Consider the following 25,093-nt stretch of genomic DNA (forward strand, 5'->3'; position numbering starts at 1 on the left):
AACTTAGTAAAGCCCAAAAATAAAAAAAAATGTTCGTTAAACAGCGCATTTGATTTTTGTGACGTGAATTTGTAAGTGTGTTAAGTCCAAATCCCATTTTCAGGAAATACTGTGATTTCTGGTTATGCCGAATAATTGACTGATAAACTGTTGGTTAAGCTTGTATTTTAAATGTTAATTGTGGAAAAAAAACACATATAATTAATGATTTGTTAACATAGAAAGCTAAAACGTTGTATATTTAATACATACTTTTGTGCCCGTAAACTATTATTTACCCGAGCGCCCTGCGTTCGAAAACAAAACAAAATTCATTAAAAAAGAATTATGAAGAAATCTTTACTATTTAGAATCGTAGTCATCATGCTTGCGGTTGTAGGAACAATGTTCTCTGCACATGCTCAGGTTACTACTTCAGCAATGACGGGTATCGTAAAAGATGCGAAAGGCCCGTTGCCTGGTGCGAGCGTTAAAGCTGTTCACGTACCAACAGGTTCAGTTTATACGACAACTACAAATGGAGATGGTCGTTTTACAATTGCTAACATGCGTGTTGGTGGACCTTATTCAGTTACTATCACTTTTATTGGATTTCAGGCTGCCAAATACGACAACCTTAATCTTAAATTAGGTGGTTCTTATCCATTAAATGTTGTTTTATCGGACGGAGCGCAACAATTAAGTGACGTAACAATTACAGCGAATAAAAGTAAAGTAATCAACAGTTCAAGAACTGGTGCTGCTACTAACGTATCTCAGAAGCAAATTCAGGAGCTTCCTGCGATTTCAAGAAGTATCACTGACCTGACTAAACTAACTCCTCAGGCTAATACTAAAGGTGATGGTTTCTCTTTTGCTGGTAGAAACAGTTTATTTAACTCACTAACATTAGATGGTGCGCAAATGAACAACGTTTTTGGTTTATCATCATTACCTGGTGGTGGCACAGGAGCTCAGCCTTTTTCTTTGGATGCATTAGAAGAATTACAGGTCAACCTTGCGCCTTATGATGTAAAACAAAGTGGTTTTACTGGTGCTGGTGTGAACGCAATTACTAAAGCAGGTACAAATGATTTTTCAGGTTCGATTTATACCTATTATAAAGATCAGAACTTACAAGGTTATAATGTTGGTGATGTAACACTTGACAAATCAAGTCAGGCGTTTTTAAATAAACAATTTGGTTTCAGATTTGGTGGACCGATTATCAAGAATAAATTATTTTTCTTCGTAAACGGTGAGATTTCAAGACGTACTTCTCCAGGTACTAACATTCTTGCTAACCCAAATGCAAAAGCAAGTGCTAGTGACCCAATCAATGTTTCCAGAGTATTAACTTCAGATCTTGATCTGGTTAAGAATACTTTAATTAAGAATTTTGGATATGATCCTGGAGTATATTCAGGTTATAGCAATTTGCAAAATTCAGATAACGTTACTGCACGTTTAGACTGGAATATCAATGATGCAAACAGATTAACTGTAAGATATAACTACCTTAAATCTTTCAAAGATCTTAACCCAAGTACTTCAAACTCTAACAGAGGCCGTGGACAATCACTGACTTCTATGTTTTTTGACGGTATGAGATATACACAATACAGTAACATCAATTCGGTTACTGCAGAGTTAAACACACGTTTCAGTGAGAAATTTGCAAATAACTTACAATTAGTATATACTGGTTTCCGTGATTACCGTAAAACAGCTGGTAACCCATTCCCGGTTGTAGATATTGAAGATGGAAACTCTGGTAACTATATCTCTTTCGGTACAGAGCCTTTTAGTGGTTTAAATACATTGAATCAGGATATATATACCTTAAATGAGAACTTTAACATTTTTGCCGGTAATCATACAATCACTATTGGTGGTTCTGTAGGCTATCAAAAATTTCAGAATGCATTTGCTCAGTTCTTATACGGTCAATTCAGATATAAATCAATGAATGACTTTTTAGCTGCTGCTAATGGTGATAAATCTGTTAATCCATCTTTATACCAGTTAACTTATTCAACTGATAAAAATAATCCTAATCCTGCTGCTGCTGTTTTTAGCCAGATGCCGGTTGCAGCTTATGCACAGGATGAATGGTACATTAAACCTAACTTTAAGCTGACTTATGGTATCAGATTTGATATGCCAATCTATACTTCAAAAATTCAGTCTAACCCATTGGTAACTGCTGCGACTTTCCGTGATGGTGAAAAATTAGATGTAGGTAAATTACCTAAAACTCAGATCTTAATTTCTCCTCGTGTTGGTTTCAACTGGGATGTTAATTCAGATGGCAGACTTCAGGTACGTGGTGGTTCTGGTATATTCACAGGAGCTGTTCCAGCAGTTTGGTTAACTAACCAGGCAGGAAACACAGGATTAGGTTCAGGTAACGACTTTTTAACTAATCCAAAAAATCGTCCTTTCAGCCCTGATCCTTCAGCTTATATTCCTGCTAATCCAGCAAACCCAGCTACATTTGCAATCAACCAGGCTGTAAATAACTTCAAAGTACCTCAGGTATGGAGATCTAGTTTAGCCGTTGATTATAAATTGCCAGGTGGAGTTATTGCTACAATTGATGGTATGTATACTAAATCAATCAATGAAGTATTTCACAGAGATGCTAACTTAGTTAATCCTACAGCTAACCTGACTGGTACTGGCGATACACGTCCTTACTTCCCGGGTGGTAATGCAAACAGAATTAATCCATTCCTGACTAATGCTATTGTATTTGATAATACAAACAAAGGATATGCATGGAATATTACCGGACAGCTGCAAAAAAGATTTGGTCAGTATGTAGATTTAATGGTTGCATATACCAGAAGTGATGCACGTGATATTACTTCAACTCCAGGCTCACAGGCTGCTTCAGCTTTCAATGGTAACCAGGTTGCTGGTGACCCAAACAAACCAACATTAGCATATAGCAGTTTCTTAGTTAAAAACAGAGTAATTGCTTCTGTTAACTTTAACTTCTCTATTATCCGTCAATTACCTACTTCAATTGGTGTGGTATATGAAGGCTCTCCTTATGGTGATGGTTTCGGTAACACAAGGTTCTCTTATGTAACTGCTGGTAACGTTAACAATGATAACTCAACTTTCAACGATTTAATGTACATTCCAAGAGATCGTAATGATATCATTTTAAAGGATATTGCTGCTTCGAAGACCACAACTGCAGAAACAGCTGATCAGCAGTGGGCCAGATTAGATGCTTACATCAATCAGGATAAATATTTAAGCAAACACAGAGGTCAGGTTGCTGAAAGAAATGGTGCTGAATATCCTTGGGCAAACCGTTTTGATGTAAGAATCCTTCAACAGATTAAAACTGTTTTTGGTGGAAAATCTAACAGCAGATTTGAAATTTCTGTAGATATCATCAACTTCGGTAACTTATTGAACAAAAACTGGGGATTAACTCAAACTCCTGGAATGACTAACTTTTTACAGTCTCAAGGTGTAGTGAGCCCAACTGTTTTAACTCCAACTTATACAGTTAACCAAGGTTTAACTCCTAATACATTTAGAAATAACACTGATATTTCTTCAAGATACCAGATCCAGGTTGGTGCCAGATATAGCTTCAACTAAGATCTCTGATTTTTAATTTAAGCCCCATTCTGATTCTTCAGAATGGGGCTTTTGTTTTGATTATATTTATTTCATATAACTTTTCTTTTAAGAAGCCCAAACCGTATTAAAATGTTTGGGCTTTTGCCTTAAGACCGGTATAAGCGCTTAAATCAATTTTCTGTCATATTAGGTTAAACAATTATTTCGTATATTTAATTTGTGTTTATTTGCAACCGAATGAACGTTCAATTAGAAGATAATACAGGAAAAAGGGTGGCTGTCCTAAACAGTACACTGACTTTAATTAAAGAACATGGGTTTCATGGCGCTCCCATGAGTCTGATTGCTAAACATGCCGGTGTTGCTGCTGGCACGATCTATCATTATTTTGATTCCAAAGAAACACTCATACTGGAACTTTATGTGCATGTGAAGGATAAGCTGGCATTGGCTATATCTGCCGGTGATGACCCTGAAAAGCCTTATAAAGACCGGTTTTTCAATCTAATGATCAACCAGTTTAATTTTTATGTAGAGAATGAAGACTCCTTGTTTTTTCTGGAGCAATATATGAGTTCTCCTTTTGCAAAGAATTTTCCGGAAAATGATAGTCAATTATTTGCCGACAAGGTGATTACATTATTTCAATATGGCATAGATAATGCTTATTTCAGAAATATTGATTCCAGGCTACTGGCCCCTACTATAAAAGGGACACTTGTCGCTGCTGCAACTTTCCAGTTATCTGGTCAGATTGTGTTTTCTAAGGAAGATATTATTGAAGTGATCAGCGTAATCTGGGACGGAATTAAAAGACAGTAATATGAATAGTAAAATAAATACCCTTAATATATATATGAAACCACACAAATTGATTTTAATTATGCTCGTCAGCATAATGGCTCTTCTGCCAGGGCTGTTATACGCCCAGACGGGAGTCAAAGAACAGCCGACACTGAGTAATGCCAGCCTGCAGGAGTGTATTGATTACGCTTTAAAAAATAAGCCTGGGGTACAGCAGTCACTGATTGACGAAGAAATCGGAGAAAGAGAAATCAAATCAGCATTATCTGGCTGGTTACCTCAGATTAATGGTACCGGAACGGTAAACCATAATTTTAAGCAGCAATCTCAGATCCTGACTACAAACGGACAGACTTCTTTATTAACCTTTGGCGGTAAGAACACTTCTTCTTTTGTTTTGCAGGCTGACCAGCAGTTTTTAAATGCAGGTCTGATCCAGGCTTCAAAATCTGCTAAATTTTACAGACAGCAGTATAAACAGAGTACTGAAAATACAAAGATCACTACGATAGTTGATGTGAGTAAAGCATTCTATGATGTACTGACCAGCAAAGAGCAGTTGAATATCATTGCTGAGAATATCGCCAGACAGGAAAAACAATTCAATGATGCCAAAGCTCAATATGACGCTGGTCTGGTTGATAAGACTGATTTTCAAAGGGCGCAGATTAGTTTGAGCAATTCTAAAGCCGACAGAAAAAGAACGGAAGAATTGCTGAAGTATAAATATGCTTACTTAAGAGAATTAATTGGTTATAGTGCTGAAAAACCATTCGGCTTATCTTTTACTTCGAGTGATATGGAGAAAGATGTGATGATTGATACAGCGCAGTTGCTGAACTATCAGAACCGTGTGGAATACCGTTTACTTGAAACACAGAAACAGTTGCAGAAAATTACAACCAGTTATAATAAATGGGCTTATTCTCCAACGCTTTCCGGTTTTATCAATTACGGATGGAATTACCAGAACAATACACTGAGTAATTTATATGATCAGAATTTCCCAAGTTCGGTTGTGGGCCTGAAACTTGCAGTGCCAATCTTCCTTGGAGGTAAACGTACACAGGAAATCAGAAAATCACAATTGCAGGAAAGAAAGATTGATCTGGATTTAGTGAATACCAAAAATAAGATCAATACGCAATATGAACAGGCGATAGCGACTTATAAAGCTAATCTGAACGATTTACATACGAACAAAGAAAACGTTGATATTTCAAAACAGGTTTACAACACGATCAAACTTCAATATGATGAAGGGATCAAAACTTACCTGGACCTGACGACTTCGGAAACAGACCTTCGTACTGCGCAAATTAATTATCTGAATTCATTATATAACCTCCTTTCGTCAAAATTAGACGTAAAACAAGCACTAGGTATAATCACCGTAAACCAATAAAAGACATGGACATTAAATACATAAAATTAGGCATATTAATCCTTGGTTCAGTAACATTAGCATCTTGCGGTGGTAAACCTGCACCGCAACAAGGACCTCCTCCGGCAACTCCGGTAACTACCTATACGGTAGATGAGCAGCCGGTAACTACAGTGGATACTTATCCTGGTGTGGTTGTCGCTTTAAATGAAGTTGAACTGCGTGCACAGGTTGGTGGTTATATCACAGCGATCTATGTAAAAGATGGTCAGCGTGTAACTAAAGGACAAAAATTATATGAAATTGACCGTACTAAATATCAGGCGGCTTATAACTCGGCTCAGGCTAATGTAGCGGTTGCAAAAGCAAATCGTGATAAAGCAAAAAAAGATGCTGACCGTTATACTAAACTGGCACAGCAGGAAGCGATCGCTAAACAGCGTGTAGATTATGCTTTGACCGACCTGGCGAACGCTGAATCGCAAATCGCGGCTGCAAAAGCAAATCTTGCTTCGGCTGCAAATGATTTACAGCGCTCAATTATTGTATCTCCTTTAACGGGTACAATTGGTATTTCGCAAGTAAAACTAGGCGCTCTGGCTTCTCCGGGTACGACACTTTTAAATACGGTTTCTACAAATGATCCGATTGCTGTGGATATTCCTGTAAATCAGGGTGAGATCCCTCGTTTTATCCAGTTGGAGAAAAACGCTGCTGCGGTTAAAGATTCTTTGTTCAGCATCCAATTGCAGGATAATAGTATTTACAAACGTCAGGGCAGAATTATTGCAATTGACCGTGCGGTAGATCCTCAGACAGGTACTATCAAAGTAAGGATCAGCTATCCAAATGAAGGCGGCAGATTGATTTCGGGTATGAACGTGAATTTACAGGTATTGAACAAACAGGTGGGTAACCAGTTAGTGATCCCTTATAAAGCGGTAACTGAACAATTAGGCGAATTTAATGTCTATGTGGTTGGTGACAGCAGTAAAGCAGCGCCAAGAGTAATCAAGGTAGGTACGCAGGTAGATCAGAATATCGTAGTGAAAAGCGGTCTGAAAAAAGGGGAAGTTATTGTTGTGGACGGTGTTCAGAACGTGAGACCTGGTGCAGTAGTACATGCAGGATCGGTAGCAGAAGCAAATGGACAGCAACCGGCAGCGGCTGCACCAAAGAAATAGTTATTATAAGAATTTCAAGAATATGATATCAGAAGTATTTATAAAACGACCGGTCACGGCGATCGTCATTTCCATATTAATTGTACTGATAGGAGCGATTGTGATCACCACATTGCCGATCAGTCAGTATCCGAGTATTGCGCCGCCTACAGTTACCGTTACCGGTACCTATACAGGAGCGGATGCGCAAACAGTAGAACAAACGGTAACTACGCAAATTGAGAGTCAGATTAACGGTACGCCAGGAATGAAATACCTGTCGTCAAACAGTACATCAGATGGCCGGTCGGCGATTACTGTAACTTTTGATGTAGGTACCAATATCGATATCGCTGCACTTGATGTGCAGAACAGGGTAGGTATTGCACAACCGGGATTGCCTGAGGCTGTTCAGCGTTTGGGTATTACTACTAAAAAAGCAAATAATGATATTTTAATGGTTATTGGTCTGTATTCTCCGAATGGGACTTATGATCAGAAATTTATCTCCAACTATGTAAACTTATATGTAAAGGATGCGTTGTTGCGTATCAAAGGTGTAGGAGATGTGCAGGTATTTAGTCAGCCTTTTAGTATGCGGGTTTGGCTGGATGCCGGTAAATTAGCGAGATTAGGTTTAACCCCATCACAGGTTTCTGCTGCAATTGCTGAACAGAATACACGTGCTCCCGGTGGTAGTGTAGGTGGGCCGCCTCAGCAGAATTCACAAACTTTTGAATTCTCTGTAGTAATGGACGGGGATTTAAACTCTGAAGAGCAATTTAGAAATATAGTGGTTAAAACTGGTCAGGATGGTTCTCCTGTCTATCTTAAAGATGTAGCCCGTGTAGAATTGGGTGAGTTTGCTTATTCTACAACTGCAAAAGTAAATGGTAAAGTTGCTTCACTGATGGCTGTCAATCAGACTCCTGGTGGAAACGCGGTTCAGACTGCTGAAGGTATTGATCAGACGATGGCTGAATTGAAGAAGTCGTTCCCTAAGGATCTGGATTTCAAAATCAGTTATGAAACAGTTTCTATTATTAAGGTATCGATCTCTGAGGTAATTCATACCCTGGTTGAAGCACTTATCCTGGTAACGATTGTGGTATTCTTCTTCTTACAGAGCTGGAGAGCAACACTGATCCCTGTACTGGCGATCCCGGTTTCTATTATCGGTACTTTTATCTTCTTTACGCTTTTAGGTTTCTCTATTAACGTACTGACCATGTTTGGTTTTGTCCTCGCAATTGGTATTGTGGTGGATGATGCGATTGTGGTTGTGGAAGCGGTCCAGCATTATATGGACCACGAAGGGCTTTCAGCACCTGATGCTACCCGCAAAGCGATGAAGGATATTACTGCTCCGGTAATTGCGATTGCATTGATTCTGGCTGCGGTATTTATTCCGGTAGGATTTATACCAGGTATGGTTGGTCAGTTGTATCAGCAGTTTGCGATTACGATTGCGGTATCGGTATTGATTTCGGCTTTTATCGCGTTATCACTGACTCCGGCATTGTGTTCCTTATTATTAACGCCAATGAACCTGACTAAAGATTCAAGAGGATTGAATAAATTCTTCTTTAAATTCAATAGCTGGTTTGCAAGGGTAACTCATGGATATTCAAATGGAGTAAGATGGGCCTTGAAAAAAGCACCTTTAGTAATGATCATTCTGGCTTGTATCTATGTAGGTACGGTTGGTTTATTTGTGAAAAAACCTTCAGGGTTTATTCCGAATGAGGATGCTGGTATCTTTATTATGGGGGTGACCTTACCAGAAGGTGCATCTGCAGTTCGTACCAATGCTTTTATTAAAAGAATTACTGACTCTATACAGACTAATATTCCTGAGGTCGAGAATATCACTTCTGTAAGTGGTATTAACATTCTGAACAGATCATTTAAATCTAATGCGGGTACATTCTTCGTACAGCTGAAAAACTGGGATGACCGTAAAAGAGATGTGGCTACAGTTTTAGCCAGTGTGTCTAAAACGTTTGCTGGTGATAAAGATGGAAGTGTGCTTGCAGTTACACCGCCGCCAATTCCAGGTTTAGGTATCAGTGGTGGTTTCTCTATGCAGATCCAGGAAAAACAGGCTGGTGATATTAAGAAATTTGAAGGTGTGGTCGGTAAGTTCCTGGCGGCTGCAAATCAGCGTCCTGAAATTGGATTTGCCTATACCTTATTTAACGCAAGGACCCCAAATTATCAGCTTCATGTAGATCGTGATAAAGTAAAGAGGATGGGCGTTTCTATCGGAGCGGTATACAGCACGATTTCTTCTTATCTGGGTAGTAGCTATATCAATGACTTTACGAAATACGGACGTAGTTTCAGGGTAGTTTCTCAGGCAGATACGAATTTTAGAAGCAGTATTGAAAACTTAAACCAGATCTATGTGAATAATAGTGTAGGCACACCTGTACCATTAAGTGCATTTGTATCTTATAAGATGACTGAAAATGCTTCGATTATCAATCACTATAATATGTTCAGATCGATTGAAATTGGTGGAGCTGCAAGACCTGGAAGAAGTTCTGGTGATGCGTTACAGGCTTTAAGAGAAGTTGCTGCACAAACTTTACCACAGGGTTATACTTATAACTTCTCTGGTTTGAGTTTGGAAGAAACAGAAGCTGGTAACAGTACGACACTGATCTTTGGTTTGATCATCGTCTTTGTATTCTTGCTGCTGGCTGCATTATATGAGAGCTGGTCAGTCCCTTTCTCTATTTTATTAGCTGTACCGCTTGGTTTATTCGGGGCTATCCTGGCCTTGATATTCTTGCCGAAACTGGATAATAATATTTATGCACAGGTGGGTTTGATTACCCTGATTGGTTTATCTGCGAAGAATGCGATTCTGATTGTCGAGTTCGCAAAAGAGCGTGTTGACTGGGGGATGGAATTAATTGCAGCGACTATTGAAGCTGTTAAATTAAGGTTACGCCCGATTATCATGACTTCACTGGCATTTATTCTGGGGGTTATTCCTTTGATCATTTCTTCGGGTGCTGGTGCAGTATCCCGTATGACTATTGGATGGACGGTAGCTGCGGGTATGCTTTCGGCAACGATTCTTGCCTTGTTTATTGTTCCGGTATTGTTTGTACTGATCACTAAGCTGGCTTATGGTAAAAAGAAATTGGCCGAGTTAGAGGCGAATTATAAACCAGAAGAACATGCGGATGTATTGCATGCAGATTAAATAGAGCAATGCTGGTTAAATAACAGCATTCTATATCACACAAAAAGGGCGGTCCCAATTGGAACCGCCCTTTTTGTGTGATATCTATTTGCAGATATCATCTTATCCTTTGAAAAATTATCAGTTTAATTATTTGACTTCAAAGCTGTAAGTAGCGCCTTGCCATACAGCTTCATAAGCTTTGCCCTGATGTTCACCTTTTACTTTTTGGAATTCAGCTACTTCAATTACATATCTTCCCGGCCAGATTGGCGTAAACTCAACATTGCCATTTTCATCTGTTTTGGTTTCTTTAGACCAGCCCGAAGGAGAGAAAATGGTAACTGTTTTAGCTTTTGCAGCTTCTTTGTTTAATGAGGCATTTAATTTAATAGCCTGGTTTACTTTTACTGGTGAAGTGTTATCCAATTTTAAATTCAATACGTTAGAATTTAAAGCAACTGCATTTGTTTTTCCAACAGTAATATTAGCGCTTGCCAGAAAATGATACTTAGTTGTCCCGCCAAGTTCTTTAGCCTCATGACTTACTTCTAAGTTATATGATCCGTTTTTATCAGGTGTAAAGCTACTTGTGAATGAATTGCTGTCAGCAGCCAGCTTTAGCTGAGTTCTTTGCTGATCGGGGCCTACAAGCCATAAAGTGAAGTCTTTGACGTCAGAATACCATTTGGATACATTTTCTCTTTCATTAGAAACATATTCACCATAATAAACTTTTACAGTTTGAGGCTGACCGATTTTTCCGGTATTACCGGTTTCTATCCAAAGAGCGTGTGCAGAAATTTTGCTGGTGATCAGGCAGAATGCAATGCTCAGGGTTAAGAAGGCTAGTTTTTTCATTTGATTATAGTTAATTGATTTATTCTTGAATTCTGATTTTGTTTACTCCTGAAGGGCTTCCTGTAGTTCAGGTTTTTTTGTTTGCGGGGATTTTGGGGTTGTCGTTGAATTGAGTTGTTCGGCTTTTGTATTTTTAGTTCCCTTTTTCTTGAATTTGCGGCCATACCAAATCAGAAATCCTGTAATAGGAAGTGAAGCCCCTATTAAAGAGGCCAGAAAGGCCAGTACTTTACCAGGGAAACCGAGAATGCTCCCTACGTGGATATCATAATTCATTTTTCGGATTTTACCACCCACACCAGCATCTGCATACGAAGTAGAATAGATATCATCCGATTTCAGTTCTTTTAGAGTATGCTGGTCAAAGGTGTAACTTAAGCTATTATAGAATTGTCCCTGGCTAGGATATACCCTGATATTTATAGACGATTTTGCTGCAGCAGTATCCGGGAAACTGTAATAGAATCCGACTGATTTAGGATGTCTTACAATGACTTTCTGCCATGCGGCATCCATTGCTTTTTCTGGTGTGTAGAATTTGTTCGCCTGCAGGGAATCAGATTCCAGACGTTTGAATTCAACAAGTTTATCTCCGCCGGTAGTGACCCAGTATAAACCTTCGCTGTACCAGCTGATTCCATAAACCATTCCGGTTAAGGCTATAAAAAGGAGGAAAATAAGAGAATAAAAACCCAGTACATTATGCAGATCGAGGTTTACCCTTTTAAAAGATGCTCCCCATTTAATCTTAAAGCTTTTATCACGTGTAGATTTGTTCCATTTTTTTGGATACCACCAGATGAGCCCGGTAATTAATAAGACAACAAATACCATTGTTCCGTAATTGACGATCGGTCTTCCGATTTTATAAGGCATCCACAGGAACCGGTGCCCATTGAGGATAAACCTGAAAAAGTCAGTTTCTCCCTTTTTACGTTCTACTGCACTGATTACCTTTCCTGTATAAGGATTGATTTTTAAAGTTACTCCGCCACTTCTGCGTTCTTTTTCTTTAGGGTCTTTCAGACCAAGGGTAATCACGCGGCCTTGCTGATAAGTGGCATAAGAAGGTGCCTTTCCAGGATAGAGATGTTGTCCTATTGCAGTTAGCTGAGAGGGGCTGAGTACTGCTTTATCCTGTTTTTCTACTTTCGTTTCCGGCTCTAGTAAACCTGTAATTTCTTCATTAAATACCCATATGCATGCTGTCACGCAAACGATTAAAACGATCAGTCCCGAAACAAGTCCCAGCCAGAGGTGCAGCCATTTGTTGATCCTGGTGAAAAGTGAGTCTGTTTTTTTCTTTTTTTGCGGGTTTTGCTTATTTCCGGTAATCATTGTCTGGTGTGTTTTGGTTTGCGATGTTATCAAAGCAGGGTATGAGCGTTTAACTTAAAATTCTTCTGTATTTATTTAGACTCGTTATTAATTGAAAGCAAAAATAGTATATTTGAACTACGAATTTTGCAGCAAAGTATACGAAATCAGCAATCAGGATGGTAGAAGTTTATATTAAAGAAGGTGAAGAGGTCTTTGTCGAATCGGTCAGAATCAGCAAGCGTACTAATAATGCAGCGAATAAGACGGGTTTAAAGTCAATGGATTCAGGAACTTTACTGTTCCTTCCGGATCATACTTTTGACCATAATTTCTCTGCTGACTTGCCGCTTGAACTTAGCGGGCAGCAGTTGTATAAGATTGCTTATGCTATCCGGAAAATATTAGATGAGCTGGCTCAGCGCAGTAAAAGCAAATACGCTAACTTTTATACGAAGATTAAGATCTGTGAGCTTATTGTTTTGGTTATTGAGGCCAAAGAAGGGGCTGCTGAGCATGTAAATCAATGGAGCAGGAAAGATATTGCCATATTTGAGATGATCGCTAAACTGATCAGTCAGAATCTGTCAAAGAATATTTCTATAGCCGGACTGGCTGAAAAAGCAGGAATGAACCGGACCAAACTACAGGCGGGTTTTAAAGATGTCATGGGGCAGACTATTAATAGTTATGCCGGTGAACTTAAAATGCAAAAGGCTAAAACATTATTAATTAATAAACCGGGTTATAGTTTGAAACAGATTGCTGCTGTGGTGGGCTATAGCTGTGGAAATCATTTTTCTGCAGCTTTTAAGAAGAAATTTAGTTTTTCTCCATCATACCTGAAAAAAACGGTCAGCCTGGTGTTTTCGGTTTTAGTGTGGGATCTGATGCTGATTTAAGGGCATAAAAAAAAGAGGCTGATCATCTTTCTATGAATGATACAACCTCTTTTCCTGTTTGTCTATTATGATCTATTCGTAATTGAACTGACCTTTTTCACTGATAATGGTTACTTGTTTATGAGCTGATTCTTCAACACGACCGATAATCTGTGCGTCGATATTAAAGCTTTTTGAGATGGCTATAATGTCATCAGCGATTTCCTGAGGTACATATAATTCCATTCTATGTCCCATATTGAATACTTTGTACATTTCTTTCCAGGCTGTTCCTGATTGCTCGTGAATCAATTCAAAAAGAGGTGGAACAGGAAATAAATTATCCTTAATCACATGGATGTTATCATTGATGAAATGAAGCACTTTTGTTTGTGCACCACCGCTGCAATGTACTAATCCATGAATCTGGCTTCTGTGTTTTTCTAATACTTTCTTAATTACAGGTGCATAGGTACGTGTAGGAGAGAGTACTAATTTTCCAATGGTAATTTCTGTGTTTTCATCAATACGGATTTTATCAGTTAGTTTCTTACCACCCGAGAAAACAAGATCGTAAGGTACTGCAGGATCAAAACTTTCAGGGTAGCTTTCAGCTACTGATTTATCAAATACATCATGACGTGCAGAAGTTAAGCCATTTGAGCCCATTCCGCCATTATATTCTGTTTCGTAAGTTGCCTGACCCGAAGAAGAAAGCCCTACAATAACATCTCCTTTTTGAATATTGTGATTGCTGATGATCTCATCGCGTTTGATACGGCAGGTAACCGTTGAATCTACAATAATGGTACGTACCAGGTCACCTACATCAGCAGTTTCGCCACCGGTAGAATAAATGGAGATACCCATTTCTCTGAGTTCAGCAAGAATTTCTTCTGTTCCATTGATAATGGCAGCAAGTACTTCTCCTGTGATCAGGTTTTTATTTCTGCCTATAGTAGATGATAATAAAATATGATCAGTGGCACCAACACAGATTAAATCATCAAGGTTCATTATGATCGCATCCTGTGCAATACCTTTCCAAACTGATAGATCACCGGTTTCTTTCCAGTAAACGTAAGCTAAAGAGGATTTTGTACCTGCACCATCAGCGTGCATTATATTACAAAAGGTATCATCATTGCCCAGTATATCCGGGATGATTTTACAAAATGCTTGTGGGAAAATACCCTTGTCTATGTTTTTGATGGCTTGATGCACATCTTCTTTCGAAGCCGAAACGCCACGCTGGTTGTACCTGTTATCACTCATATTGCTGCAAAGATAGAGAAACGTCCGAATGTAGACGATTCAAACAAAAAAAAATAACCTCTGCTCTTTTACAAGCAGAGGTTATATCAATAAATTAATGGAATTCTATTTTAAAAATAACAACTCTCTGAATTTTGGTAATGGCCAGACGCTGTCATCTACAATCTGCTCTAATTTGTCAATATTGTAACGGATGGTGTCAAAATGAGATTTAACTTTCTCATCGTAAGCGATAGCTTTTTCTCTTGAATCTTCAATGGTATTGGCAACTTTACGTGCTTCTAGCATTGCGTCAATTGTAGTCTTTACGATTGATAAGTGGTCAGATAACTTGTTGATGATCGCTAATGGAGCAACTAAAGCTTCTTTTGATAAACCTAATTCTTTAATGCTTTTTGCATTCTCCAATAAAGTGTTCTGATAAGCTATACAAGCAGGAATGATCATTGTATTTGCTACCTCGCCCATAACGCGGGCTTCGATCTGCAGTTTTTTGTAATAGCTTTCTAAAAGAATATCATGGCGTGCATGTAATTCACGTTTAGTAAAGATATTGGCTCTTTCAAATAATTCAGTAGATTTTTCAGAAATATAAGCGTCTAAAGCTAATGGTGTAGTTTTAATATTCGCTAAACCACGTCTTGCAGCTTCATCTTCCCAATCCTGGCTATAACCATTTCCTTCGAAACGGATATCTTTTGATTCTTTGATGTATTTTTTGATGATAGTTAAAAGGGCGATATCTTTTTTCTCTCCTTTTTTGATCAGTTTATCAACTTCAACTTTAAACTTAACCAGCTGATCTGCCATGATAGAATTCAGAACAGTCATTGGAGCTGATGAGTTTGCTGAAGAACCTACTGCACGTAATTCAAATTTATTACCTGTAAAGGCGAAAGGTGAAGTACGGTTACGATCTGTATTATCCAGCAGGATTTGCGGGATTTTAGGAATACCTAACCACAATGCATTATCTTCTTTGATTTTTTTGCTGATACGTGAGTGCTCGATTTCATCTAACACTTCGTTCAATTGTTGTCCTAAGAAGATAGAAATGATTGCTGGCGGAGCTTCGTTAGCGCCCAGACGGTGATCATTACTTACTGAAGCAATACTTGCTCTTAATAAATCTGCATGCTCATGCACAGCTTTGATTGTATTCACAAAGAAAGCAAGGAACATCAGGTTGTTTTTTGGTGTTTTACCTGGAGCTAACAGGTTTTTACCTGTGTTTGTAATTAGTGACCAGTTGTTATGTTTACCTGAACCGTTGATACCTGCATATGGTTTCTCATGTAATAATACTTTGAAGTTATGACGGCGTGCAACTTTTTCCATCAGATCCATCAATAATTGATTGTGATCGATAGCCAGGTTGATTTCTTCGTATAATGGTGCACATTCAAATTGCAATGGTGCAACTTCGTTGTGACGTGTTTTTAAAGGGATACCTAATTTAAAGGCTTCATTTTCAAAATCAACCATGAAAGTGAATACACGCTCAGGAATTGATCCGAAATAATGATCATCTAATTGCTGTCCTTTAGCAGACATATGACCAAATAAAGTACGGCCTGTTAAAGCTAAATCCGGACGTGCGTTAAATAAAGCAAGGTCAACCAGGAAGTATTCCTGCTCAATACCTAAAGAAGCTGTTACTTTATCTATTCCTTTATCGAAATACTGACAAACGTCAACTGCTGCTTTATCTAATGCATTTAATGCTTTTAATAAAGGAGCTTTATAATCTAATGCTTCACCTGTATAAGCTACGAATACGGTTGGAATACATAAGGTCTTTCCTGCTTTACTTTCCATAATGAAAGCTGGAGAAGAAGGGTCCCACGCAGTGTAACCTCTGGCTTCAAAAGTATTTCTGATACCACCATTCGGGAAACTTGAAGCATCTGGTTCTTGTTGTACTAAAGCACTACCTGCAAATTTTTCTACCGGACCATCAATCGTAGGTTCGAAAAAAGAGTCATGTTTTTCAGCTGTTGAGCCTGTTAATGGTTGAAACCAGTGCGTATAGTGTGTAACTCCTTTAGACATCGCCCAATGTTTCATCGCTGTAGCGATCTGATTGGCATCATCCTGATTAATTAATTCACCCTGATCGATTGCTGAGATTAGTTTTTCATAGACTTCTTTTGATAAGAAATCTTTCATTTTCTTTTTATCGAACACGTTTGAGCCAAAAAACTCAGAAATTTTGACTGATGGAGCCTTAACTTCTGGTGAAACTCTGGTTTGTGCCTCTTTTAATGCGTTTGTCCTTAAGCTTTTCATTAGTTTCTTTAAAATTTGATCAAAAATATAATTTTTATAATTAATTATTGAATAATTGTGGGTAAAAAATCAAATGTCAATATATTAATTGATGTTATTTGATTCGTTTTTGTTCTTTTTTTAGAGTTTGGGTTTGTTGAATCGTGCTTTTTAAGCTCTAATCGCTCTTTTTGTGATTTCTGGTTTTGTTTGATTATTTAGTCTTATTTGTGGAAATTAATCATTTATATTCTAATATATGTGAAGATAATCCTAAAAATATGTTAAATATCTTATCAAAATTTAAAATCTATATAATTTTTAATGATAAAATGTTTGTAAATAGGTTGTCAAACGAATTTCAGTCAGTTTGCTCTTAAATGAGCGTGATATAATGAATGTTGTTTTTTTTTACCTTTGAGCTGTATTAAAAGACAAAATCACCTATGTTAAAAAGAATTCATCATGTGGCCATAATTTGTACAAATTATGAAGTTAGTAAGGATTTCTATGTCAATATACTGGGTTTAGAAATTGTTCAGGAGGTTTATAGAGCTGAGCGGAAGTCTTATAAACTGGACCTTTCTGTCAATGGCCATTATCAGATTGAATTGTTTTCTTTTGAAAACCCTCCGGAAAGACCATCCAGACCAGAAGCTGCAGGTTTAAGACATCTCGCTTTTGAGGTTGATGATGTAGCGGTTGTAGCTGCTGAGCTGAATGCAAGAGGAGTAAAGACAGAAGACCTGAGAATAGATGAGTATACGGGTAAACAATTTACTTTTTTCTCTGATCCTGATGGCTTACCGCTTGAAATTTATCAGTACTAAATGGGTAGTATTTTTAAATTTAAACAGTTTGAAGCAGATCAGACTGGTTGTGCGATGAAAATAAATACCGATGGTGTTATTCTTGGTGCTGTTGCAGCTCATCCTTCTCCGGTAAATATTTTAGATATAGGTACCGGAACTGGTGTAATTGCAATGATGCTTGCACAGCGTTTTCATACTGCACGGGTCAATGCTGTTGAAATTGATGAATCTGCTGCGCTGACTGCTTCAAAAAACTGCTTGAATTCTCCTTTTTCTGATAGAACCGAAGTGGATCATTGTTCTTTTGAGGATTTTAAATCAGATTTAAAGTATGAACTGATTGTTTCTAACCCTCCTTATTTTGTAAATGATTTAAAGAACCCGGAAAAAAGAAAAGAGATAGCCAGGCATGCAGGTGAAGATTTTTTTGAGTCATTATTGAAGAAGGCGGCTGGAATGTTAACTGAAGATGGTTTACTATGGCTGATCCTTCCGGTTAAACAAGCTGAAGAGGTTGTGGTCAATGCGGTACTGCAAAAACTTTTTCCTTCAAAGATTATTCATGTCTATTCAGACCGGACTAAAGCTTCTTTCCGTCAGATTATCTGTCTTGGCTTTGAGAATCACCAGCCTTTGCAAGAACATTTATATATATATGAGGCGCAGAATTTATACACGGATCAATATAAATATCTGCTAAGAGATTTTTTACTGGCATTTTAACTAAAATTAAACGAGTTCTAAATGAAGAAGATTGGATTAATTTCAGATACACATGGTTATCTGGATGATGCTGTATTTAAGCATTTTGAAGACTGTGACGAGATCTGGCATGCGGGTGATTTCGGACCTGATGTCGCAGAAAAGTTAAAAGCGTTCAAACCACTCAAAGGGGTGTATGGAAATATTGATGGTCAGGAGATCAGAGCGGAGTTTCCAGAGCATCTGCGTTTTAACTGTGAAAATGTGGATGTATGGATGACTCATATTGGTGGATATCCTGGGAAATATGCTCCGGATATAAAGGGTGAAATATACACTAACCCCCCGAAGCTGTTCATCACTGGTCACTCCCATATCTTAAAAGTGATGTTTGATCCTAAAATAGGTTGTTTACATATAAACCCTGGTGCAGCGGGTAAATCTGGCTGGCATAAAGTTAAAACTTTAATTCGTTTTTGTATTTCGGAAGAAAAAATCCATACCTTAGAGGCCATAGAAATAGGTAATAGGTAACGTATAAAGTACACTAAGTATATATGTCGGGTATAAAAACATTAGGACAGTTTATTATTGAGAAACAGGCTGATTTCTCTTACGCAAAGGGAGAGCTTTCCAGATTATTGAGAGATATTGGAATTGCCGCAAAAATTGTTAACCGGGAGGTAAACAAAGCAGGATTGGTAGATATACTGGGTGATGCCGGAACTGTAAATATTCAGGGAGAGGGGCAGAAAAAACTTGATGTTTTTGCGAATACGCAATTCATAGCTGCTTTAACAAGCGGGGGAGAGTGTTGTATTGTTGCCACTGAAGAGGAGGATGATTTTGTTCCTATTGATTCTCCGGTATCTAAAAATGCGAAATACATTGTTTGTATAGATCCATTGGATGGATCTTCGAATATTGATGTGAATGTAGCTGTTGGAACTATCTTTTCTATTTATCGCAGGAAATCTATGGAAGGTTTGGCTACACTGGCAGATGTACTTCAAAAAGGTACAGAGCAGGTGGCGGCTGGTTATGTGATTTATGGTTCTTCGACCATGCTGGTTTATACGACTGGTAAAGGGGTTAATGGATTTACACTGGACCCTTCTATTGGCGAGTTCTGTTTATCTCATCCAAATATGAAAGTTCCTAAGGATGGTAGTATTTACTCAATTAACGAGGGTAATTATGTGCATTTTCCAATGGGCGTAAAGAAGTATATTAAATATGCTCAGGTGCATGATGAGGCTTCTAACAGGCCATATACTTCGAGATATATTGGTTCTATGGTTGCTGATATTCATCGTAACCTGATTAAGGGAGGTATTTATATCTATCCGACTACGGCCAGTTCTCCGAATGGAAAGCTGAGGTTATTGTATGAATGTAATCCAATGGCATTTATTGTAGAACAGGCTGGTGGTACGGCTTCTGACGGTTTCAGAAGAATACTGGAAATTGAGCCGGTTGAACTGCATCAGAGATCTTCTATTTTTATCGGTTCGGAAAAGATGGTAAAGATGGCTGAAGAAATGATGGCAACTTATGCTGTTTCTGATTCCAATACCAAGATCGCTTAGTTTTATAATATTATAAGGTAAAGGGGTGATAATTTTTTTTTATCACCCCTTTATTGTTTTATAGTAAGGTTGCCCTGTTCTTTTCTGCTTCAAACTCGGTATCGATTTGCTGGGTAGCTTTGTTTTTAGAGGCTGCCACTGCCATTACATCACATCTTTCGTTTTCGGGATGATCATTGTGTCCTTTGATCCAGATGAATTTAATGTCGTGTAATTTGTGTACGGCCAGATAACGAATCCAGAGATCTTTATTCTTTTTATCCTTGAACCCTTTTTTTACCCATCCGAATACCCATTTTTTTTCTACTGAATCTACTACATATTTAGAATCTGAATAGATGGTAACCTGTGCGCCTGGTTGTTTGATAGCTTGCAGGCCTTCAATAACAGCAAGTAATTCCATTCTGTTATTAGTAGTCATGCGGAAACCTCCGCTAAGTTCTTTGTAATGACTGCCTGAACGTAATATTACTCCGTAACCTCCCGGACCGGGGTTACCGCTTGCTGCGCCGTCAGTGTAGATTTCAATCATTATTGTTTTTTAAGGTTATTTTAAATTTTAGTATAAGCAATTTTGTACTTGCAGGGCCTAAATTACGAAAGAAAATGGAAATGGAGGTGAGGGAGGGATGACATATAAAATATGTTGTAAACAAAAAAAGCAGTCTCGAAAGACTGCTTTTACTGATTTTATAATGGGGTGGAATATGGGGCTCGAACCCACGACCCTCGGTACCACAAACCGATGCTCTAACCAACTGAGCTAAAACCACCGTGTTTTTCAGTTTGACAAAAGTACGAATTTTAATTACGCTAACAAATATTTATGAACTAAATTTTGAATTATTTTTTAAACTATTCATAGACAGTATTTTAAATTTTAATTTTTTTTGAAATATATGTTCGATTTAAGGCCGGCAGGGCAGATAAATAGATTTTTGACAAAATGTTATTCTTCGGTATCGTGATTTTCGCATCCTATTTTTGAAAAGATTGTTTGATTTTATGCTATCTTCATCCAAAGCAGACGGCCCAGGGATAGTGTAAGCAGGACAATTAGCATAATTGTATCATAAAATCTTAAAAAGTGTTAAAATTTTCTTTTTGTTAGAAAAGAATATTACATTTGAGCTTACCCTTTCGAGGGTATGTTTTTCATAGGTAGATGTAGGGCCGGAAATTTATTTTCGGCCCTTTTTTGTTTCTACAGGTTCCGTATCTTTATCGGCTCTATGAAGAAGAAGAAAATCATTGTTGCGATCACCGGTGCCAGCGGTTCTGTATATGCCAGGCTTTTATTAAACAATCTCCAGCAATTAGCTGACCAGATAGAAACTGTAGGTGTGGTCATGTCTGACAATGCAAAAGAAGTCTGGCGTTTTGAATTAGGGAATAGCGATTATGATAATTATCCTTTTGATTTTTATCAGAAGATGGATTTTAATGCTCCTTTTGCTTCCGGATCTGCAAAGTTTGATACCATGATTATTATTCCTTGTTCTATGGGGACTTTGGGACGAATCGCCCATGGCATATCCAATGACTTAATTTCCAGAGCTGCAGATGTAGTCTTAAAAGAACGCAGAAAACTGATTGCTGTAGTCAGAGATACACCCTTTAGTCTGATTCATATTAATAATATGAAAACTGTTACTGAAGCAGGAGGGATTATCTGCCCGGCAAGCCCTTCTTATTATAGTATACCTACAACTATCGAGGAAGTTGCTCAGACTGTTGTAAGCAGAGTGATAGACCTTGCCGGATTAGAACAAGATAGCTTCCGCTGGAACGAGAACAAGGTATAGGCATAATTTGACAATGCACAAATGTTTGAGGTTATAAAAACATTAATCTAAAAAGTTATCTTTGCACTTCGGATAAATGCTGGTATGCGTAACATTATATAATGTTGTATAGCTATTTATCGGCCTCATAACAATAAATTTCAATGAAAAAAGTAGCATTTTATACACTGGGTTGCAAGTTAAACTTTTCGGAAACTTCAACTATCGGACGTCTTTTTACTGATGCAGGTTATGCTGTAGTAGATTTTACTGACGGGGCAGATGTATATGTCATCAATACCTGTTCTGTTACAGAGCATGCGGATAAAAAGTGCCGTAAGGTAGTGAAGGAAGCACTTAAATATGCACCAAATGCCTATATAACTATTGTAGGTTGTTATGCACAGCTAAAACCTGTTGAAATTGCTGAAATTGAAGGTGTGGATATGGTATTGGGTGCTGCTGAGAAATTCCGTATTGTAGAATATATTTCAGATCTGACAAAATTGCCAAAAGCTGTTATTCATCAGCAAAATATTGAAAAAGTAAATCATAATTTTATAGCTGCTTATTCTATAGGTGACAGAACACGTACGTTTCTGAAAGTTCAGGACGGCTGTGATTATCCATGTACTTATTGTACTATCCCGCTTGCAAGAGGGGGGAGCAGAAGTGATACCATTGAAAATGTGGTGAACCGTGCAAAACAAATTGCTGAAAGCGGCGTAAAGGAAATTGTACTTACCGGAGTAAATCTTGGTGATTTTGGAATTCGCAGCGGTAAACGCGAAGATAAATTCTTTGATCTGGTTAAAGCGCTGGACGAAGTTGAAGGAATTGAAAGAATTCGTATCTCTTCTATTGAGCCGAACTTATTGAGTAATGAGATTATCAGTTTTGTAGCTGCTTCCAAAAGATTTGTACCACATTTCCATATTCCTTTACAATCTGGTTCTGATAAGATCCTGGGGTTGATGAAAAGACGCTACCGCAGAGATCTGTATACAGAACGTGTAGCGACAATAAAAGCACTGATCCCTAACTGCTGTATTGGAGTGGACGTAATTGTAGGTTTCCCTGGAGAAACACATGAAGACTTTTTAGATACTTACCAGTTCCTGAATGAACTGGATGTCTCTTATCTGCATGTATTTACTTATTCGGAACGTGAGCAGACTGAAGCCGCAGATATGAGCGGTGTTGTTGCTGGCAGTGCCCGTGCAGACAGAAGTAAAATGCTTCATATTTTATCTGATAAGAAACGCAGAGCATTTTATCAGTCACAAATTGGTTCTGTCGGAGAAGTTTTATTTGAGGATGACCAGAAAAATGGTTTCATGCATGGCTTTACTAAGAATTACGTTAAGGTAAAAGCTAAATATGATCCTGTAATGGTTAATGAAATTAAAATTGTCAAACTTGTGGAATTAACTGCTGATGGTGAGGTAGAAGTTATGGAAATTCAAGAAGTTTTAGCACATTAATCTTATATTCGCGTTAAAAAATATACGCGTATGTTTCCTACCGTTTCCCATTTTATAGAATATCTTTTTGGTATACAGGTTCCACTGCCTTTTAATACTTTTGGTGTATTTGTCGCCCTGGCTTTTATTGCAGGTTACTGGGCTTTTACTCAGGAACTGAAAAGGAAGGAAGCATTGGGTTTATTGCATCCTGTTAAGAGGATAATCACTATCGGTAAACCCGCAACGACTACAGAACTTTTTTATAACTGCATATTCGGCTTTCTGATCGGCTATAAACTGGTTTATGCGCTATTGAACTATCGCTTGTTTGTCAGTGATGCACAGACTGTGTTATTGTCGCTTAAAGGAAATATTCTGGGTGGTTTGTTTTTTGCAGGGTTATTTGCCTACTGGGATTATAAAGAAAAAAATAAATTCAAACTTGCCCAGCCTAAAAAGGTAGAAGTTACCGAACATCCTTACGAGTTAATGGGTAATATGATCGTTTGGGCAGCAGTATGGGGTTTTTTGGGCGCGAAAATATTTGACAATCTGGAGCATTGGGATACTTTTATCAAAGATCCAATAGGTGGTTTACTTTCTTTCAGCGGACTTACGTTTTATGGCGGTCTGATCTGTGGTGGCGCTGCAGTATTGTATATCGCAAAGAAAAATGGAATTAAACCATTACATATGCTGGATGTCGGCGGGCCTGGTATGATGCTGGCTTATAGTGTCGGCAGAATTGGCTGTCATATGTCTGGTGACGGAGACTGGGGAATCGTAAATATGAACCCTAAGCCATTTAACTGGTTGCCTGACTGGTTATGGGCATATACTTATCCAAATAACGTGGCGATGGAAGGCGTTCCTATTCCAGGCTGTATGGGCAAATTTTGTAATGTATTACCTCTGCCGGTATATCCTACACCTATTTATGAGGTGATTGTATGCTTTATCTTATTTCTTATTCTTTGGCGTATCCGCCACCAGATTAAACTTCCTGGAATGATGTTCGGTATTTATTTAATGATGAACGGTGTAGAACGATTTTTCGTGGAACTGATCCGTGTCAATTCAAAATACCATGTTGCGGGTCTTTCTTTTACTCAGGCAGAGCTAATTTCATCTGTCCTGTTTGTCTGTGGCCTGCTACTTGTTGCGTTCTCAATTAAGAATAAAAACACACAAACAAGCTAAATTTAAAAATTTGAATTACGAATTACTGAGTTCACAGGTTATTGCAATCGCAAGGTTGGCAGGCAATTTTATAAGGAAGGAATCGATGCGTTTTGATGCCAATGCTATTGAATTCAAAGGATTAAATGACCTGGTTTCTTATGTAGATAAAACTGCTGAAGAAATTATAGTCGAAAACCTGGATCAATTAATACCAGATGCGGGTTTTACAACCGAAGAACAAACGATAAATACGAAAGGAAAAACATATAACTGGATTATTGATCCGTTGGATGGTACAACGAACTTTATACATGGTGTGCCAACTTATTCGATCAGCATTGCTTTATATGAAGAAGATAAACCTGTATTAGGGGTTGTGTATGAAATCAACAGAGGTGAGATGTTCCATAGTTATAAAGATGCACCGGCTTACCTGAATCATAAACCTATAAGGGTTTCACAAAGAAATACACTTGCGGATTCTTTACTGGCTACTGGCTTCCCTTATTATGAGTTTGATAAACAGGCTCAGTATATGAAATTACTGGCCGAACTCATGCAGAAAACACATGGTTTAAGGAGAATAGGATCGGCGGCAGTTGATCTGGCTTATGTGGCTTGCGGCAGATTTGATGCGTTTTTTGAATATAACCTGAATTCTTATGACGTAGCTGGCGGAGCTTATCTTGTTCAGCAGGCTGGGGGTAAGGTGATGAATTTTAGCGGGGGAGATGAATTTATTGAACGCAGGCAAATTCTGGCTACGAATGGTTTGGTAGATATAGAGATGCTGGAGGCTATTCAAAGACATTTTGAAAACTAAA

Annotated in this window: 19 protein-coding genes and 1 tRNA gene; 14 read left to right on the plus strand and 6 right to left on the minus strand. The window is 38.1% G+C overall.

From position 1 onward, the window contains the following. Window positions 1–327: 327 nt before the first annotated feature. From HDE68_RS16780 to HDE68_RS16800, 5 genes are all read left to right on the plus strand, one after another. A complete protein-coding gene (locus HDE68_RS16780; RefSeq protein WP_183883375.1) occupies window positions 328–3,603 on the plus strand; it encodes a TonB-dependent receptor in 3,276 nt (1,091 codons plus the stop codon). 219 nt (window positions 3,604–3,822) lie between these two features. Then, window positions 3,823–4,407, plus strand: coding sequence for a TetR/AcrR family transcriptional regulator (locus tag HDE68_RS16785; RefSeq protein WP_183883376.1), 585 nt, complete (start codon window positions 3,823–3,825; stop codon window positions 4,405–4,407). Window positions 4,408–4,468: 61 nt separating this feature from the next. After that, entirely contained in the window at window positions 4,469–5,794 is a 1,326-nt protein-coding gene (locus HDE68_RS16790; protein WP_260171793.1) for a TolC family protein, read from the plus strand. A 5-nt stretch (window positions 5,795–5,799) separates the two neighbouring features. Next, window positions 5,800–6,957 carry an efflux RND transporter periplasmic adaptor subunit gene (locus HDE68_RS16795; RefSeq protein ID WP_183883378.1) on the plus strand — a complete coding sequence of 386 codons (1,158 nt, stop codon included), beginning with the start codon at window positions 5,800–5,802 and terminating at the stop codon, window positions 6,955–6,957. 22 nt (window positions 6,958–6,979) lie between these two features. Then, entirely contained in the window at window positions 6,980–10,153 is a 3,174-nt protein-coding gene (locus HDE68_RS16800) for an efflux RND transporter permease subunit (protein WP_183883379.1), read from the plus strand. A 129-nt stretch (window positions 10,154–10,282) separates the two neighbouring features. On the opposite strand, the gene HDE68_RS16805 is transcribed toward HDE68_RS16800, so the two are convergent. Then, complete coding sequence (locus HDE68_RS16805) at window positions 10,283–10,993, minus strand: DUF4198 domain-containing protein (protein ID WP_183883380.1); 711 nt, start codon at window positions 10,991–10,993, stop codon at window positions 10,283–10,285. Between the two features lie 42 nt (window positions 10,994–11,035). Further along, window positions 11,036–12,331, minus strand: a complete 1,296-nt coding sequence (locus HDE68_RS16810) for a PepSY-associated TM helix domain-containing protein (protein WP_183883540.1) — start codon at window positions 12,329–12,331, stop codon at window positions 11,036–11,038. 158 nt (window positions 12,332–12,489) lie between these two features. On the opposite strand from HDE68_RS16810, the gene HDE68_RS16815 reads away from it, so the two are divergent. Next, window positions 12,490–13,212: an AraC family transcriptional regulator gene (locus HDE68_RS16815; protein ID WP_183883381.1), complete on the plus strand. Its 723-nt coding sequence runs from the start codon at window positions 12,490–12,492 to the stop codon at window positions 13,210–13,212. 72 nt (window positions 13,213–13,284) lie between these two features. Here HDE68_RS16815 and HDE68_RS16820 read toward each other — a convergent pair whose 3' ends face one another. Both HDE68_RS16820 and HDE68_RS16825 read right to left on the minus strand, forming a co-directional pair. Next, window positions 13,285–14,466 (minus strand): AIR synthase related protein, encoded by a 1,182-nt coding sequence (locus HDE68_RS16820; RefSeq protein ID WP_183883382.1) that lies wholly within the window; start codon window positions 14,464–14,466, stop codon window positions 13,285–13,287. 105 nt (window positions 14,467–14,571) lie between these two features. Continuing rightward, the gene (locus tag HDE68_RS16825) at window positions 14,572–16,755 is read right to left on the minus strand and encodes a glutamine synthetase III (RefSeq protein ID WP_183883383.1); all 2,184 of its coding nucleotides are present in this window, start codon (window positions 16,753–16,755) and stop codon (window positions 14,572–14,574) included. Between the two features lie 425 nt (window positions 16,756–17,180). On the opposite strand from HDE68_RS16825, the gene HDE68_RS16830 reads away from it, so the two are divergent. The 4 genes from HDE68_RS16830 to fbp are packed head-to-tail and all read left to right on the plus strand — an operon-like array spanning window position 17,181 to window position 19,837. Then, window positions 17,181–17,564, plus strand: a complete 384-nt coding sequence (locus HDE68_RS16830) for a VOC family protein (protein ID WP_183883384.1) — start codon at window positions 17,181–17,183, stop codon at window positions 17,562–17,564. Then, window positions 17,565–18,269: a tRNA1(Val) (adenine(37)-N6)-methyltransferase gene (locus tag HDE68_RS16835; protein ID WP_183883385.1), complete on the plus strand. Its 705-nt coding sequence runs from the start codon at window positions 17,565–17,567 to the stop codon at window positions 18,267–18,269. It abuts the gene before it with no gap. Between the two features lie 21 nt (window positions 18,270–18,290). Next, the gene (locus HDE68_RS16840) at window positions 18,291–18,782 is read left to right on the plus strand and encodes a metallophosphoesterase family protein (protein ID WP_183883386.1); all 492 of its coding nucleotides are present in this window, start codon (window positions 18,291–18,293) and stop codon (window positions 18,780–18,782) included. A gap of 23 nt (window positions 18,783–18,805) precedes the next feature. Further along, a complete protein-coding gene (gene fbp, locus HDE68_RS16845; protein WP_183883387.1) occupies window positions 18,806–19,837 on the plus strand; it encodes a class 1 fructose-bisphosphatase in 1,032 nt (343 codons plus the stop codon). A 58-nt stretch (window positions 19,838–19,895) separates the two neighbouring features. Here the strand turns inward: fbp and rnhA are convergent, their stop codons facing one another. Together rnhA and HDE68_RS16855 are read right to left on the minus strand one after the other, a co-directional pair. Continuing rightward, window positions 19,896–20,369 (minus strand): ribonuclease HI, encoded by a 474-nt coding sequence (gene rnhA / locus HDE68_RS16850; RefSeq protein ID WP_183883388.1) that lies wholly within the window; start codon window positions 20,367–20,369, stop codon window positions 19,896–19,898. 164 nt (window positions 20,370–20,533) lie between these two features. Further along, window positions 20,534–20,610 (minus strand) — tRNA-His (locus HDE68_RS16855). Between the two features lie 459 nt (window positions 20,611–21,069). On the opposite strand from HDE68_RS16855, the gene HDE68_RS16860 reads away from it, so the two are divergent. The 4 genes from HDE68_RS16860 to HDE68_RS16875 all read left to right on the plus strand — a co-directional run bounded on the left by HDE68_RS16860 (window position 21,070) and on the right by HDE68_RS16875 (window position 25,092). After that, a complete protein-coding gene (locus HDE68_RS16860) occupies window positions 21,070–21,642 on the plus strand; it encodes a UbiX family flavin prenyltransferase (RefSeq protein ID WP_183883389.1) in 573 nt (190 codons plus the stop codon). Between the two features lie 143 nt (window positions 21,643–21,785). Next, window positions 21,786–23,105, plus strand: coding sequence for a tRNA (N(6)-L-threonylcarbamoyladenosine(37)-C(2))-methylthiotransferase MtaB (gene mtaB, locus HDE68_RS16865; protein ID WP_183883390.1), 1,320 nt, complete (start codon window positions 21,786–21,788; stop codon window positions 23,103–23,105). Window positions 23,106–23,135: 30 nt separating this feature from the next. Then, window positions 23,136–24,287, plus strand: coding sequence for a prolipoprotein diacylglyceryl transferase (locus tag HDE68_RS16870; RefSeq protein ID WP_183883391.1), 1,152 nt, complete (start codon window positions 23,136–23,138; stop codon window positions 24,285–24,287). Between the two features lie 10 nt (window positions 24,288–24,297). Further along, complete coding sequence (locus HDE68_RS16875) at window positions 24,298–25,092, plus strand: inositol monophosphatase family protein (RefSeq protein WP_183883392.1); 795 nt, start codon at window positions 24,298–24,300, stop codon at window positions 25,090–25,092. Window position 25,093: the final 1 nt, after the last annotated feature.

Origin of the sequence: Pedobacter cryoconitis (genome assembly GCF_014200605.1) — a bacterium.
In the GTDB taxonomy this organism is placed as follows: Bacteria; Bacteroidota; Bacteroidia; order Sphingobacteriales; family Sphingobacteriaceae; genus Pedobacter; species Pedobacter cryoconitis_B.